A 13,070-nucleotide genomic window follows, 5' to 3' on the forward strand; every position below is an offset into this window, starting at 1 on the left:
GCAAACCCTCAGCCTACAAACTAGGCATCGTCATGCGCCCGATCATGAGATCGCGTCAAAAGGAAAACGAAGAATATATTAAAAGCCCTTTCTGACTCGAAGTCTTAAACCTAAGTTCCGTCTCGCCGTTTGGAAGAGGCTTATTGGGGAAAACGTTATCACCTAAAACCTGGACTGATGGATCTATAGCGAGACCGATGCCTAGATTGAAGCTCTCCCTCGTCTCAAGTGATCTACGAAAACCTACCATCAAACCGGCGCCGACCGCTTGAACAATCTCATTTGTTCCTGGCTGTATCGCGATAAATGGCCCCCAGCCCCATAGTTTCTTGTCTACTAAACCAAAGAATGACTTTTCAGGTAGGAAAAGGTAATGTGCGCCCAGCATCACACGAGGAACAGAGTTTCTCGACTCTTTTACCCTGACTATGCCGTTTATGAGTTCAGCATCAACGACACGATCTCTTGACCCAAGGTCAAGCGTCAGAGACAAGCCAACATCTAGATTTAGATCGGCGAATTTCTTTGTTGCAGAAATTTGCCTTTCAGTGAGGTCTGCGTACTGATCAGATGGCGGCGGTGGTGTAGCTTCAGGCTCCTGCCCTCCGGCTACAGTCGGCCGCGCATTTGCGACCTCTTGCCGCTGTTGCTTACTGGGCGTCGCACCCGCTGCCTCTGCCGACGTGGTCGAGGCTGTCGCCGTAGGGCTGGAAGTTGCCGGCAGAGTTGCGGACGGCGGTGCGGTCGCGGACGCGGGCAGAGCTCCCAGTTCGGCGAGTTCCCGTTTGGCTTGCTCACCCCGCTCGATCTCTTTCCTGAGCTTCGCCAACCTCAAGGCGTCATAATTTTTTTTATCGGTATCCACAGCAAGCAACGACGCTTCATATTTACGCTTGGCCGCTTCAACTTCAGCGTCTGTCTGAGCCAACGCTGGTTTCGCCGCGATCGTTAAGACCGCTCCGAGAAGTGCTACATGCGCTTTTTTCCGTGCTTTGATCACGTGACCGCCCCCCGGCTTGTGATACCAGCTTCATCATGCAGGAGGCGCTTCGCGTTGAGTAGGCCTAAATCAACACCGGTGCTCTTCTGTAAAGAAAACCTCACGCACCGGACATTTTGTCCAAGATAGCGAACGCTTCAGGTGTCAACGCGGAGCCACGCTGAGAAAATCTAACGATGTCTTTGCCAGCTCGCGGAAGCGGATATGCCACAGCTCGCCAGCATCGGCCCAGCGACGCGCCCATTGGGTGTCATCCTGCCTGCTCTCCCACAGTTCCTTGGCAAGCCGCTCCACCAGCCCCTCGTGGTCAGTAGAGGTGCACAGCGCGCAGCCGGCGGAGTTGTGGCCGACGCCGGCTGCGGGGTGGTCGTGCATCATGCTGGCTCCCCCGGCGCCCACGGATCGCGCGCACCTAGCAGCCGCTCGTCGACATCGAGCACGATGGCCAGGTGCCGCCGCTCGACATCAGGGAGACGCCGCGGTGATCCGCGGGTGATGAAGCGTGACAGGTAACCCGGGCTGCGGCCGACCTTCACGGACAGATGCGTCAGGCTCTCACCGCGCTCAGCAGCGACTCGGATGAGGTTCTCGCGGGCACTCATTGCCTCGAGATGACGCAAGCCGGCGATCGATACCAGCCTTTTTGTTCCTTCTACGTTCCGCCATCATGGCCGCATGGTCGGCCTCCCGAAGACGCTACAGGACCTCCGCCGAGTCGAGGGCGCCGTGCGCGTGACCTGCCGCGCGTGCAAGGCGGTGAAGCAGCACGACCTCGAGGAGCTAATCCTCGATCGGCGCTCCCGACGGCTTTCCACGGAGTGGGAGGCGGTGCGGCACACGATGATGTGTCACGAGTGCGGGGGTAAGGACACGCGGGTCAACGGGGTGCCGTTCAGTCAGAGCGATCCGGAGCGCCGCGCCATCCGATCGCGCGCGCTCCTGATGAACCTCGCGCTAGCGGTGCTCGACGATGCCAGCCGGCGCGCGCGCGACGAGGACGTCTGCGTGCCAGCGACCAGGCTCGCCCTGCGCGTGCTGCGCCCCTACCTGCCCGACCGCGAGCTGCTGGTGACCTTCTGGACAGAGGCGGCGACTGGACGCGGCAAGCCGTACGCGCCGACGCTCCAGGCGATGCGGTGGATCGTCACCAAGCTGGTCGACGCCGGGCATCCGGTGTGGGCGGAGTTTCGGTGAGTCGCCCTTACCTATTCACAGCTAAGATGAAGGCAAGCCCCAAAAGGTTCCGAAATGCCGTGCAAAAATGTAGGCCCGGATTTGACTTGGCGTACGTCAAAGACGCAAAAGCTGTTTTGGCTAAGCCAGAAGGAGTCGCAAAGATGAAGATCAGTAAGATTGCCGTCGCTGCCTGCCTTACCATGCTGCCGGCGTTCCTCGCTCCGGCCACTGCTCAGGAGTCCACCGGAGACCCTGTCACGGACTGTATAATTGGGTGCGTTGCTAGCCGCCCGAACAGCGAAGGCTGGTGCGTTCAAACATGCAACAACCAGTATGATAGCGGAGGCGGCAGCGGCGGTGGTGGCGGCAACCAATACCCGAACCCGGCGCCCGGCCCTCTGCCTCAGCCTTGCTACGGCATCCGATGCAACGAAGTACCGCAGTGATCACGGGTCCGCGCCCCTAAAACGGGCGCGGACATTCTCGGCTGGTAATCGGAGGCGAGGCTAGCTCAGCCCTGCGGCGGTGCAAGTGCTACCATCAGCATGGTAGCGAGCTAGGCCGCCAGCCGACGATCTACTGCCTGGCCGACCTCGTCCCACCGCTTCGCAGCCTCCAGGTCGCTCATCCGGATAGCTGCGAGGATCTGGTCGACAACATGCTGCCGCGCCTTAGCTCCGTACCGTTGAACGAGAGCAGCAGCGGTCTGTTCGAGGTCGTTGTCGTTTGAGAAATGCACGACCCAGAGATGGCCACGGGGCCTTTCCGGCGCCACCGCATTCGCCGCGGCATGATCCCGTCGCGGGACGGCTCACGCCGCCTGCGCCGTGCTGATCGCGTCGCCACCGCTCTGCGCGGTGAGGTCCTCTAGGTAGCGTGTCAGCCTCAGCTTTGCTGCTGGTCGGTTCCGGTGGCGCGCACTTCGGGCGTGAGCGGGATTGGTCGTAGGGGATGGGGCGAGGCGCGCCTAAATGGAGGAAGGCGCTGAAATGAAAGTGGTGAGTGCGGAGCGTAGGGCAGTATCGTTTACCGCCTCAATCGCGTCGCTCACTTTCATCCAACGCCGCTGCCTTATGTCCCTCTCTGGCCATGCGCGAAGAACCGTGTTCACGCGCAAAGGATAGGCATCGATGTGGATCTCGGCCAAGCCGGCAGCCGTCCGCTTGACCTGCGTGTAAGATGCGATCGGGAGCCGTTCTATCTCCCCCAGGACCCCAGCCTCTTCGAAGGCTTCGGTCGCTGCTGAGGTGTGTGCAAGCATCCATCGATGCAGGTTCCCCTTGGGTAGGACCCAGCGTTTCCGCCGGCGCGATGTCACCAGCAGGACCTCCAGCTCTCCTGAAGATGCAACGCGATAGGGGATCGCCGCTGATTGACGTCGCAACATCGGTCCTGGTTTAATGACGCTGGCCTACAGGTCCACTACCGAACGCAACCGACCTGAGGGCTGAATGGATCGTATTGAAGCTGACGACCCAGCCTACCTCTATTGCTCGCGCGTAGAGCACCCATCGCACGAGACCCACGTGGAGAGTGAGCTTATCGGGTCCGGCAGCTTCGCCAAGATGGTCCGCTTAGCGCTCAGCGATCCCGACGACGAAGTCTGGCGGTATTCGGTACTGGTCAACGGCACGACGATCGAAGGCGACGATCTGCGGGAGCATAGGGTGCGATAAAGCTTTTCGGTGCGACGGCCCCGGCTCTGATTGCGGATCGCTCAACGACAGGGCAGCCTCCCGGCAATGTGCAACCGCTACCGCATGACCGAGGCGCAGATCGCGCTGGCGACGCGCTACGGCGTCGCGGTGCCCTTCCCGGCCGACCTTGAGGTACCTCCGCCCGAGCTGTTCCCCGACCGCCCCGCCTATGTCGTGCGCGAGACCGACGGCGGCCGCGCGCTCGACGCGATGGTCTGGGGCTTCCCACACCAGGTGCCGGGCAAGCGCATCGACAAGGCGACCGGCAAGCCCGTTCTGCTGACCAAGAAGATCACCAACGTTCGCAACTACACCTCGCCCTTCTGGCGCTCGGCACTGGCCAACCCGCGGCGGCGCTGCCTGGTGCCGTTCACTGCCTTCAGCGAGTACGGCCAGGACCGCGCGGCGGACGGCAAGCTCCCGCTCCACTGGTTCGACGTGCCGAGCCGCGCGATCGTCAGCTTCGCGGGCGTGTGGCGGCCGACCGAGCAGGGCGCGGTGTTCGCCTTCCTGACGTGCGAACCCAATCCTTTGGTCGCGCCGATCCACCCGAAGGCGATGCCGGTGCTGCTCCACGAGGAGGACGAGGAGCGCTGGCTCAGCTGTCCGTTCGACGAGGCGGTCGCGCTGGCGCAGCCCTATCCGTCGCAGCTGATGGCGGTGGATAGGTGAGGTATCCTCGCCTCCTCATCTCACTTGTCGCGCTCAGCGTCGCCGGCTGCTCGAGCGCCTAACGGGTCAAAGCGGTTGTGATCGCGGGCCGAGTCGCCTTCATCGTCGACCCCCAATCTAGGCACCAGCCTTCCTGCGTCACCGACATCGACGTCATCGCGTCCGGTCCGTCGCGTGCTCGACCAGCGAGCGGCGACGACGTGAGTCGCGTCACGTACGGGACGTTTTGGCACCAAAGCGTTGAACGGGACTGCGAAGACAAATTCCCGGTGCTGTATGGTCAGCCACTTAAGGGCAGACCCAGGCCATTCGGCTCGACGATCGAGGTGGTCGCGCCCAAGCCGCTTAAGATCGGCGTTGTCTATGAGGTCGCGATTATCTCGCCGGGTAGCGCATTCGGGAGTGGCGCGTTCAAAATCCTACCCGATCGGACAATCCTGAATGTTCCACCACCGCCACTCGCGCCACCGGAGGGTTCGGACGCGGCAGCGGCAGGCGATGGCGGCTGATCTCTCAGCAGCGCTTCTGCCGGTTGCCCCGTGTGCGCTATGCTGGTCGATAATCGGACCCAACCAAACCGGTCTCGAAACCCAGGCGCGCGGCCATTTACACGCACACGAGATATAACGCAGCGTCTCCGGTCAGCGACTCGGAGTATGATGTGACAACCTACTGGATCACTTTTCGGCTGACTGACGACGCATCGTACAAGCAGCGATATGACGACCTTGTCGACGCCCTCAACGAGGTCGGCTCGGCTTTTTGGGATGAGCCAACTTCGTTCGTCGCGATCGAGACGGACATGGGGATTGGTGCGCTCGCTTCTCTTCTCAAGTCAACTATCAATCCTGGGACGGATATTCTCGTTATTAGAGAGATCGGGCGAGACAACACTCGCTACATTGGCGAGCCGAAGAATGGTTTTCTGTACTTCTTCCCTAATGCCAAAAAGGTTTAGGCGGTGAGCCAAGAGGGCTCGATCACACGTAGGCTCGGTCTAGGATTGCTTGCCGCCACCGCTAGCACGTCCCTTTTGCTCGGTTGCCCTGGAACAGCAACTGCTGCTCAAGGCGTTGCACCGGAACGGCTGCCATCCGCCCGGGACATGTATGTGAGCTGCTTTCTTCTGACTCGAAGACTGCCCGTTCCTCATCGGAAGGATGGTACGCGCGAGCTGTTCGAACCTGAATGGTGCAGCATGATGTCGATCCAGGCGATTGTGCATCGAGAGAGCAAGGACGCTCCCGAACCGCATTTCTGCCTGCCACGCTCCGCGGAGCTGGAAAGCAGCCCTCCTGATATGATGGCTTACGCGTACATCGACTTCTTCGAGCGCCGCGGCAGTGCTTTGTCTGGATCAGACGGTCGGGCAGAGTACATAGCGGCGATGGTTGCTAAATGGCCGTGCGCAGCCAAGTGAGCTCCAACGGCGGTGACGGCGCACGATCCTCTAACAAGCCTGTCCATCGACGCTGATCACGACCGGGATGGCAACGGGCTTGTGGATGACGACTAGCGTGTCGGCCGCCACGATCTCAATACCGAGGCCTCGCAGCTCCTCATGCGGGTCGAACGGCGTCGGACCGATCGCCACGACGAAGCGCCCGCGTCTTCCTCGGACGGTCTCGAGCGCCATGATCCTCCGTTTCAACGTCATGCTACAGCTCCTCTCGACTCCAGCGCGGCGATGCGCGCTTCCAAGTCCCCCGCCTCCGCGATCGCACGATGGGCGGTCAGTAGCGCCATCACTCGGCCGGCCTCGTCGGGTGTGACCTCACCGGCGGCCACCGCGGCCAACACCGACGACGACGCGGTCACCGCGTCTGCCACTGTCGTGACCGTGGGCAGGTCGAAGGATATGGGCGCGTCCTTCCGAGGCGGAGCGAGCCGGTCGAGACAGAGCCGCAGCGCCACGGTATCGCCCTCTAACGCCTTCTCGATCGCCTTCTGCGTCAATGCCTCGTGCTGCCCCTCAAGGAGGGCTTCGATGGCCAACGTGGTGCGGTGACGCGAGCCGCGAGGCTTGCCGGTGGGGTTCACGCGATTGCCGGGCGCGAAGGTACCATCGGGGTTCCGCCCGCTATTTACCGGCTCAGAAGGCGCCACCGAAGTACCCTCCCTGCTGCTGAGCAGACGCCCGGATCTCCGTCATCAAGGCAGCGCGACCGTTGAACATCGGGATGGGTGTCGCATGCCCCCGACCAGTGACAATCAGGTACCACCGGCCAGGATGCTCGCCGGCGAGCAGGAAGCGGGTGCGATCCGCCTGGCTCATCCTCTCGTACTGCGTCGGAGCGATCACCTCCTCCGGCTCGGCCGTCGCGGGGTCGTTGGCATCGATCATGACCAGGGCGAAGGTCGACGAGGGCCACTTCAGGCGAGAGAGCATGTCCCCCAGCCAGTCGGATCCTCCCGCCGGCGGCTGGTAGCGCGCCAAAGCGTACAGAGCGCCGGTGCCAGCGGGTTGCCGCGCCTCCAGCTTCTCGATGCGAGTCTCTAGGCGTCCAGTCACTTACCCCACTCCCTGATCTGGTCGTTATCGGAATTCCGATGTCGAAGGGTCATCTGCTCCCTCCGGAGCTGGTCCCGCTGACGGCCTGCCCATCCCATCGGCTGAAGTCGCGAGGCGCTCGGTCCTTGCTCCCGAGCGCCGGATTGCGGGGCGCCTCCCCACCTTCCTCGCCTTCCTTGCCTTCGCGGTAGCCACCATCCCCACCACCACCCCGCCCCTTTATAGGGCGGTGGTGGTGGGGAGTGGCGGTCCCCACTTCCCCACCACTCCCCACCTGCGGGTGGTGAGGTGAGGAGTGGTCGTCCACGCGCCGGCCGACGATCACGAAGGGACGGTCGTTGCCCTTGCCGTCCTTGCGCGTTTCCTCGTCCAGCGCGCCGTTGCGGTGCCACTGCTTCAGCATCTCGCGCACGCGGGCCTTGTCCTTGTCGTTGGACAGGTCGAGACCGAGCACGTCGGCGACGGCCTTGCCGACCCAGTCCTTCGCCTGGCCGTCCTTCCGCCAGGAGCCCGCTGCGACGGCTTCCTGCACGCGCCGCAGGTGATCGGTGCTGATGCCCTCGAAGGCGTCAGGCGGGCTCCAGCGGGTCACCACGCCCACGTTGTCCCCGTCCGCTCCGAACGGATCGTCAGGACCCTCAGCATTGCCTACGTCCTGCGAGGCGATCCGGAACCACTCGGCATCGGTTGCCGGAGCCCGGTTGGCCTTGTCGTCGAGGACGGTGAACAGGCGACGCCGCTCGCGCTCCTCCGTGATCAGACAGGCCTTGGCCTCATCCTTGTCCATGCGGTTGAGGACAAGGGTGACCCGCGCTGCCGACACCAGAGCGCTGGCACCACGGGACGACTCGGCCGTCACCTTCTCGCTGCCCAGCTTCTTGGAGTGGTGGACGAGCACCACTGAGCAGTTCGCCCGCTTAGCAATGCGCGCCCACGCCTTGGCCACGGCGTCGATCGCGACGTTGTCGTTCTCGCTCACACCATGCGAGGAGACGAACGGGTCGATGACCAGCACGTCGATCTGACGACTGAGGAGCTCAGCGACCAGCGCTTCGACCACGGGAACGGCGATGGCGTAGCCCTCCCGGCCCTCGATCGCGATGCAGAGGCCGGCGCCATCGGGACCGCTGTCGAGGTGGATCCGGTCACCGCAGGCAGCCTGGTCGACCCGGTGGAACATGGCGGCGGCCACGAGCTGCATCTCCAGCTCGGCGAGGCTGTCCTCCAGGTTCCAGTACCATACTCGCTTGGAGCCGGCCCACACAGTCTTGCCGAGGATGTCCTCCCGTCCGCTGGCGAGCGACAGGAGCATGGAGGCAACGAAAGACGACTTGCCTACCCCGCCGGGCGCTACGATCGCCGACACCGTGCTCCGCAGAAGCCAACGACCCCATACCCAGGGACGACGCGGCAGAGTGCGATGGTCGGGCCAGCGGAAGGGTGTCGCCTTGATCGCCAATGCCTCGGCAGCAACCGGGCCGACGACCTGCGCGGCATCGAACTGCCGCCTGATTGATGCCGCGCTCATGCGCGCACCTCCATTGCCAGCGCGTTCCAGTCCTTCCACGGCGCAGGCGGGCGCATGATCCGGACGGCGAGCTGAGCGTCCCGGTATGCCTCCGCCGCCTTCTGCGCCGCCCGCTCCCCAGCCTCATCCGCGTCGGCACCGATGACCACAGAGCGGGTTACGCTGGCGAACGACATGTGCGGCAGCATCGAGGTGCCCGCCGCCACCCACACGCTCTCACCGAGCGCCTGAGCGAGCGACAGGCCGTCCTCTAGCCCCTCGGTCACTACGACCGTCTCAGCGGGCGCGCCAAGCTGGATCGCGCCACCAGCGACGAGCCCGAGCGAGAACTTCACCTTGCCGTCCGCGGTGGCGGCCTTGCGGCCGTCCTCGGTGACGTAGGTGCGCTGGATCCCGACCAGCGTACCGTCCGGGTCGGTGACGATGGCGACGAGACAGGGCAGCAGCCCCGGCCCGTTCGTCGTCAGCAAGCCGCTGTTCTTCGGCGGCGCGAGCCGGGCGAAGCGAAGCGTGTGCGGCAGCGGCATCGTGATGGCGCGGTTGCGCAGGTACAGCTCAGCCGGCGTCCCCTCGATCGGCGACGCCTGTCCCGCGATACGGTTCGCCACCTCGCGCAGATCCCGCTTCGGCTGTACCGGCGCGCGCTGCTGCTTCAGTTCCGCCAGGGCGCCGCCGTCGAGCATGTCGATCGCCTCAAACAGCGTCACCCGATAGGCGCGCTGGACGAAGTCGATGACGTCCCCCGACGCGCTGCACCCGAAGCACCAGAACCGACTATCGTCGGCGAAGATCGTAAGGCTCGGCGTGCGCTCGTTGTGGAAGGGGCAGAGCCCCAACCACTCCTTGCCTGCCGGCTTCAGCTTCACGCCAGCCTGGATGGCGATGGTCGAGACGCGGTGGTCACGACGGATCGCCTCGCAGACCTTCGGCACGTCGATGCGCTCGCGCGACGCCCGGCCATGAGCCTCTCCGTAGGACGCATACCGATCGAGAAGCATCTCAAAACTCCGATCGAGAAAGAGGAGCTGGACCGCGCCCAACCGGCTGCGCTTCGTCGCAGATCGACACCGCGCACTGGCCAGAATACTCATCCCGATTAAGGATGTAGGCGGCGGCGATGGCTTCCTGCGGATCAGCGTACGGGCCTTGGAAGTTGCCCCAGCTGCTGCCCGAGCCGCTTTCGTGGGCGACCTCGAAGCCCTCCGCGCTGTTCCCCATCACGTGGACGATGCCGTGACGAGGATCGCGCGGGAGCCCGAGCGGAATGATGCGACCGCTCATGCTGCGTCCTCCTGCTTGTCGAGGACCGTGGCGCGCCAGACGATTGCCTGGGCGCCAGACCGATTGCGGCGACGCACGCCGGAGTCGCGGATGGATCCTGCCTTCTTCAGTTCGGTGAAGCGGGGCTGGAGCGAGTAGCGGGGCAGGCCGACGATGCCGCAGACCTCGTCCACGGTGTGGTCGCCCGCCTCGCAGAGGGTCTTGTGGACCAAATAGCGGAGATGGCTGCTGGTCTCAGCGGCGAGCGCGGCGGCGGCAATGCTGGTGTCCACGCGGCGGTGCGCGCTGGCGGTATCGAAGGGGTCAACCATGGCCGGCCTCCTCCAACATCGCCGGCAGCTCGGCGCGCTCCAACAGCGTGCTTAGCCACCCCAGCTGTGCCGAGGTGAGCGGCGTCGCGTCCACCACACACTGGCCGAGGAAGCTGCCCGCCTTACGGGTCAGTTTCGCGTCGCTAAGCAGCAGCGCGAGCGCGGCAGCCTTGTGGTCGAGGAAAGGCGAAGGCTCACCCATTGCACGTCTCCCCCCACGCGAGCGAAGACACCAGGCCGGCGTGCGCGCCGACCAGACCGCAAAGGCTATTCAGCCGTTGAAGGCGAAGTGCCGTAATGCTATCTGCGTGAGTGCTGTTGTTGATGTAATTCGTGGAGGCCGGCGTTGGCGCGCCGGCCTTTCGCGTACTATCGGCCGCCGCCGCTTCGATCCTGGCCATGTCGCGTCACGCGGCGATCGGCTGTGAAGTCGAAGTCACTCGACGAGCAGACTTCCACGCTTCGATGTCAGAGAGATCGTAGGAGATCCTGCCGCCGGCGCGGATGTGGCGCGGACCGAGCCCGAGAACACGCCAGTTCATCAGCGTCTTGGGTTTGACCCCAATCAGCGGCGCGGCTTCAGTCGTGCTGAGGAGTTTCTGCATTGCGGTCCTCCTGCCCGGCGGAAGTGCCGGGAATAGGAGGGTTCTCGCGGGCAATCGGCCGCTTGTCGGCCGGAGTGGCCGCTAATTAGCCGCTAATTGGCTCTGCTATTTGCCGGAGCGCCGGCGCTGGTTCTCCCGCTCGATGGCCTGGAACACCGGAGCGATATGCTCTCGCACAACACTCACGCCCGGCCCGTCCGATCCAGTTTTGTCAGCATGCCACTTCATAGCCCATCGCTCAACGTCGGCTTGCGTGCCGATCGAGTCCAAGCCGTCCTGATCGGCAACGCGTACCAGTTCGGCCATCATGCCGATCCAGTCCCACTTCCCTTTTGGTCCGCGCTTCGCGCCCGTAGGAGCGGAACTGGTATTTGGACGCCCAGCGTCGATCGATTGACCGTCGCGAAGTCGGACAACATCCTCGGCGCTCACGTTGACGGAACGCCAATACCGATCGTCACCTTGTGGGGCGGGTGCCAAGCCAATCAGGTCGTTGCTATAAGTAAGCTCTCGAAAGTCGAGGCCGGTGAGATACGTCGGCTTGGCATCCACGTACGCGGTGATCTCGCCGTCCTTCAATCCGAGCAGTAAGGCGCGAGTACCACCATCGATTGATAGGCACCGTTCTCCTGAAGCCCGCCGCTCATCAAGTTCCTTCGACATATGTACGAACGCTGCCTGCGCTGCGTTCGAGTGAGGCAATGCGTTTGGATGCGGGCACCAAGTAGCAGCTTTTTTGACCAGTTCTCGATCGCCAGAGGCCAGGTAGGCAATCGCTTGAAGTAAATTCCAGCGCTTGTCTTGTGCTCTCTCATCTCGCGCGAGCTGCTCCCAGCTTGCGCTCATGTGCTTCTCGAACGATGCTATTCGTTCGCTGGTCGTATCGTCCATAATGCGCCTCCCAGCGCGTCCATAGATCGAAGGGGCGGCAGACTGGGTGGAAACCAGCCGTTCGGGAGCTACCCTAGCCGCCCCAGCATCACGCCCGCCGAGTGGCGAGCGGGATCACGTTCGTGCCGTCACTGCCGGCAAGAACCTTACGGATGTGTTCGCCCCACGCGTCCAGTGCCGACCGTTTCTCCTCGGTCCACTCATGCCGCTGGTAGACGCCGGCGACGCCTGATCTGGATCCGGATAGGTGGTTGAGCACAGCCTCGGTCACCTCGAAGCGCACACCCAGCCGCTGAAGGCCAGTGGCGAGTGTCCGCCGCAGGTCATGGAGGCGCCAAGGCGCTAGCGGCTCATCGCCGTCTTTCGCCAGGACAGCGTCGAGCTTGTCCTTGCCCCTGGAGTGCGCGGTGAATGAACCACCCTTGCCGGTGGTGAATACGGCGCCGCGCTTCGGCCACTTCTCGCCGCCGGCTAGCTCGTTCAACACCGCCACCGCGAGCTCGCAAAGCGGCACGTCGTGAGGCTCTCCATTTTTCGTGCGCGGGCCAGGGAGGCGCCATAGCTTGGCCGGTCGGTTCAGCTCCTGCCACGTGAGCCCCGTCACCTCCTCGCGTCGCTGCCCTGTAAGGATGAGCAGGCGTACAATCGGACCAAAGCAGCGATGGCACGACTGCGCAGCGTTCCAGACACGCCGCAGTTCGTCGTCAGTGAGCCAACGGTCTCGAGCCCTAACCGGCGGCGGCGTCTCCATCCCATCCATAGGGGAGCGCTCAAGATCGCCTCGGCTGATGGCCCATTTGAACAGGCGGCGTAGAATGGCGAAGGTATTGCGCCGACCAGCCTGCTGCTCGGCCGGCATTGCGTCGAACACCGCTACGACGTCAGCGCGCGTGATTGCCGGCAGAGCCTTGCTCCCGAGGGCGGGAACGGCGTGGAGTCGCAAGGAGCGCTCGACGAGACCGCGCCAGCCATCACCCTCACAGGCAGCATGGAAGCGAGCCGCGTAGGCTTTGAACGACAACTCGACGCTCTCACGGCGGCGGCGCTTGTCGTCGTCGACTGGGTCGGTCCCTTGCGACACCAGAACACCGAGGCGCTTAGCTTCTACGCGGGCGTTCGTCGCGGTCCAGGACCCGTGCTTCCCGATCGTATAGCGCTTGGTCTTCGCCTCACGCCCGCCTAGCCGATACTGATAGACATAGGTGACGGCGCCGGCCGGGGTGATCTTCACCCCGAACCCCTTCACCTCATCATCCCACAGGAAGCCAACCGTCGTGCTCGGCTTGAGCGCGTCGACCGTCCTCTTGCTGATGTTGCCCGTCGCCACCGACCACCCTCCTGGTAATCACCTGGCAATCACCGTAGCGGGATGTGGCGGGAACGGCAAGGGAACAGCG

General features: G+C 63.6%; 19 protein-coding genes. 5 read left to right on the top strand and 14 right to left on the bottom strand.

What is annotated here, in order from left to right; all coding sequences use genetic code 11:
- Positions 1-55: 55 nt before the first annotated feature.
- From KZ813_RS17860 to KZ813_RS17870, 3 genes are all read right to left on the bottom strand, one after another.
- Complete coding sequence (locus KZ813_RS17860; protein WP_219756345.1) at positions 56-1,000, bottom strand: hypothetical protein; 945 nt, start codon at positions 998-1,000, stop codon at positions 56-58.
- 144 nt (positions 1,001-1,144) lie between these two features.
- Positions 1,145-1,378 (bottom strand): hypothetical protein, encoded by a 234-nt coding sequence (locus tag KZ813_RS17865; protein ID WP_219756346.1) that lies wholly within the window; start codon positions 1,376-1,378, stop codon positions 1,145-1,147.
- Positions 1,375-1,620 (bottom strand): hypothetical protein, encoded by a 246-nt coding sequence (locus KZ813_RS17870; RefSeq protein WP_219756347.1) that lies wholly within the window; start codon positions 1,618-1,620, stop codon positions 1,375-1,377. The genes KZ813_RS17865 and KZ813_RS17870 overlap by 4 nt, the downstream gene beginning before the upstream one ends.
- Before the next feature lie 55 nt (positions 1,621-1,675).
- Here KZ813_RS17870 and KZ813_RS17875 point away from each other — a divergent pair, with 55 nt between their 5' ends.
- From KZ813_RS17875 to KZ813_RS17900, 5 genes are all read left to right on the top strand, one after another.
- A complete protein-coding gene (locus KZ813_RS17875) occupies positions 1,676-2,194 on the top strand; it encodes a hypothetical protein (RefSeq protein ID WP_219756348.1) in 519 nt (172 codons plus the stop codon).
- 1,433 nt (positions 2,195-3,627) lie between these two features.
- Positions 3,628-3,852, top strand: coding sequence for a hypothetical protein (locus KZ813_RS17885; protein WP_219756350.1), 225 nt, complete (start codon positions 3,628-3,630; stop codon positions 3,850-3,852).
- 66 nt (positions 3,853-3,918) lie between these two features.
- A complete protein-coding gene (locus KZ813_RS17890) occupies positions 3,919-4,545 on the top strand; it encodes an SOS response-associated peptidase (protein ID WP_219756351.1) in 627 nt (208 codons plus the stop codon).
- Positions 4,546-5,206: 661 nt separating this feature from the next.
- The gene (locus tag KZ813_RS17895; protein ID WP_219756352.1) at positions 5,207-5,503 is read left to right on the top strand and encodes a hypothetical protein; all 297 of its coding nucleotides are present in this window, start codon (positions 5,207-5,209) and stop codon (positions 5,501-5,503) included.
- A 243-nt stretch (positions 5,504-5,746) separates the two neighbouring features.
- Positions 5,747-5,965, top strand: coding sequence for a hypothetical protein (locus tag KZ813_RS17900; protein WP_219756353.1), 219 nt, complete (start codon positions 5,747-5,749; stop codon positions 5,963-5,965).
- Between the two features lie 30 nt (positions 5,966-5,995).
- Here KZ813_RS17900 and KZ813_RS17905 read toward each other — a convergent pair whose 3' ends face one another.
- The 11 genes from KZ813_RS17905 to KZ813_RS20440 all read right to left on the bottom strand — a co-directional run bounded on the left by KZ813_RS17905 (position 5,996) and on the right by KZ813_RS20440 (position 13,000).
- On the bottom strand, positions 5,996-6,181 hold the full coding sequence (locus KZ813_RS17905; RefSeq protein WP_219756354.1) for a hypothetical protein: 186 nt from the start codon (positions 6,179-6,181) through the stop codon (positions 5,996-5,998).
- Between the two features lie 17 nt (positions 6,182-6,198).
- A complete protein-coding gene (locus KZ813_RS17910) occupies positions 6,199-6,651 on the bottom strand; it encodes a DUF5681 domain-containing protein (protein ID WP_219756355.1) in 453 nt (150 codons plus the stop codon).
- Complete coding sequence (locus tag KZ813_RS17915; protein WP_219756356.1) at positions 6,638-7,057, bottom strand: hypothetical protein; 420 nt, start codon at positions 7,055-7,057, stop codon at positions 6,638-6,640. The genes KZ813_RS17910 and KZ813_RS17915 overlap by 14 nt, the downstream gene beginning before the upstream one ends.
- A 49-nt stretch (positions 7,058-7,106) precedes the next feature.
- Positions 7,107-8,585 carry an AAA family ATPase gene (locus KZ813_RS17920; RefSeq protein WP_219756357.1) on the bottom strand — a complete coding sequence of 493 codons (1,479 nt, stop codon included), beginning with the start codon at positions 8,583-8,585 and terminating at the stop codon, positions 7,107-7,109.
- Entirely contained in the window at positions 8,582-9,583 is a 1,002-nt protein-coding gene (locus tag KZ813_RS17925; RefSeq protein ID WP_219756358.1) for a DUF7146 domain-containing protein, read from the bottom strand. The genes KZ813_RS17920 and KZ813_RS17925 overlap by 4 nt, the downstream gene beginning before the upstream one ends.
- A 1-nt stretch (position 9,584) precedes the next feature.
- A complete protein-coding gene (locus KZ813_RS17930; RefSeq protein WP_219756359.1) occupies positions 9,585-9,866 on the bottom strand; it encodes a hypothetical protein in 282 nt (93 codons plus the stop codon).
- Positions 9,863-10,177 (bottom strand): hypothetical protein, encoded by a 315-nt coding sequence (locus KZ813_RS17935; protein WP_219756360.1) that lies wholly within the window; start codon positions 10,175-10,177, stop codon positions 9,863-9,865. Before KZ813_RS17935 ends, KZ813_RS17930 begins: the two co-directional genes overlap by 4 nt.
- Positions 10,170-10,379 carry a hypothetical protein gene (locus tag KZ813_RS17940; RefSeq protein WP_219756361.1) on the bottom strand — a complete coding sequence of 70 codons (210 nt, stop codon included), beginning with the start codon at positions 10,377-10,379 and terminating at the stop codon, positions 10,170-10,172. The genes KZ813_RS17935 and KZ813_RS17940 overlap by 8 nt, the downstream gene beginning before the upstream one ends.
- Before the next feature lie 205 nt (positions 10,380-10,584).
- Positions 10,585-10,782 carry a helix-turn-helix transcriptional regulator gene (locus tag KZ813_RS17945; protein WP_219756362.1) on the bottom strand — a complete coding sequence of 66 codons (198 nt, stop codon included), beginning with the start codon at positions 10,780-10,782 and terminating at the stop codon, positions 10,585-10,587.
- Positions 10,783-10,887: 105 nt separating this feature from the next.
- The gene (locus KZ813_RS17950; RefSeq protein WP_219756363.1) at positions 10,888-11,673 is read right to left on the bottom strand and encodes a hypothetical protein; all 786 of its coding nucleotides are present in this window, start codon (positions 11,671-11,673) and stop codon (positions 10,888-10,890) included.
- A gap of 88 nt (positions 11,674-11,761) precedes the next feature.
- Positions 11,762-13,000 carry a tyrosine-type recombinase/integrase gene (locus KZ813_RS20440; protein WP_219756364.1) on the bottom strand — a complete coding sequence of 413 codons (1,239 nt, stop codon included), beginning with the start codon at positions 12,998-13,000 and terminating at the stop codon, positions 11,762-11,764.
- Positions 13,001-13,070: the final 70 nt, after the last annotated feature.

Source organism: Sphingomonas folli (genome assembly GCF_019429525.1).
In the GTDB taxonomy this organism is placed as follows: Bacteria; Pseudomonadota; Alphaproteobacteria; order Sphingomonadales; family Sphingomonadaceae; genus Sphingomonas; species Sphingomonas folii.

Bases quoted from the DNA above. Each gene is read 5' to 3' on its own strand.
- KZ813_RS17935 (WP_219756360.1), bottom strand. From the start codon at position 10,177: ATGGTTGACCCCTTCGATACCGCCAGCGCGCACCGCCGCGTGGACACC.
- KZ813_RS17940 (WP_219756361.1), bottom strand. From the start codon at position 10,379: ATGGGTGAGCCTTCGCCTTTCCTCGACCACAAGGCTGCCGCGCTCGCG.
- KZ813_RS17885 (WP_219756350.1), top strand. From the start codon at position 3,628: ATGGATCGTATTGAAGCTGACGACCCAGCCTACCTCTATTGCTCGCGC.
- KZ813_RS17900 (WP_219756353.1), top strand. From the start codon at position 5,747: ATGTCGATCCAGGCGATTGTGCATCGAGAGAGCAAGGACGCTCCCGAA.
- KZ813_RS17930 (WP_219756359.1), bottom strand. From the start codon at position 9,866: ATGAGCGGTCGCATCATTCCGCTCGGGCTCCCGCGCGATCCTCGTCAC.
- KZ813_RS17865 (WP_219756346.1), bottom strand. From the start codon at position 1,378: ATGATGCACGACCACCCCGCAGCCGGCGTCGGCCACAACTCCGCCGGC.
- KZ813_RS17905 (WP_219756354.1), bottom strand. From the start codon at position 6,181: ATGGCGCTCGAGACCGTCCGAGGAAGACGCGGGCGCTTCGTCGTGGCG.
- KZ813_RS17875 (WP_219756348.1), top strand. From the start codon at position 1,676: ATGGTCGGCCTCCCGAAGACGCTACAGGACCTCCGCCGAGTCGAGGGC.
- KZ813_RS17925 (WP_219756358.1), bottom strand. From the start codon at position 9,583: ATGCTTCTCGATCGGTATGCGTCCTACGGAGAGGCTCATGGCCGGGCG.
- KZ813_RS17945 (WP_219756362.1), bottom strand. From the start codon at position 10,782: ATGCAGAAACTCCTCAGCACGACTGAAGCCGCGCCGCTGATTGGGGTC.
- KZ813_RS17920 (WP_219756357.1), bottom strand. From the start codon at position 8,585: ATGAGCGCGGCATCAATCAGGCGGCAGTTCGATGCCGCGCAGGTCGTC.
- KZ813_RS17890 (WP_219756351.1), top strand. From the start codon at position 3,919: ATGTGCAACCGCTACCGCATGACCGAGGCGCAGATCGCGCTGGCGACG.
- KZ813_RS17950 (WP_219756363.1), bottom strand. From the start codon at position 11,673: ATGGACGATACGACCAGCGAACGAATAGCATCGTTCGAGAAGCACATG.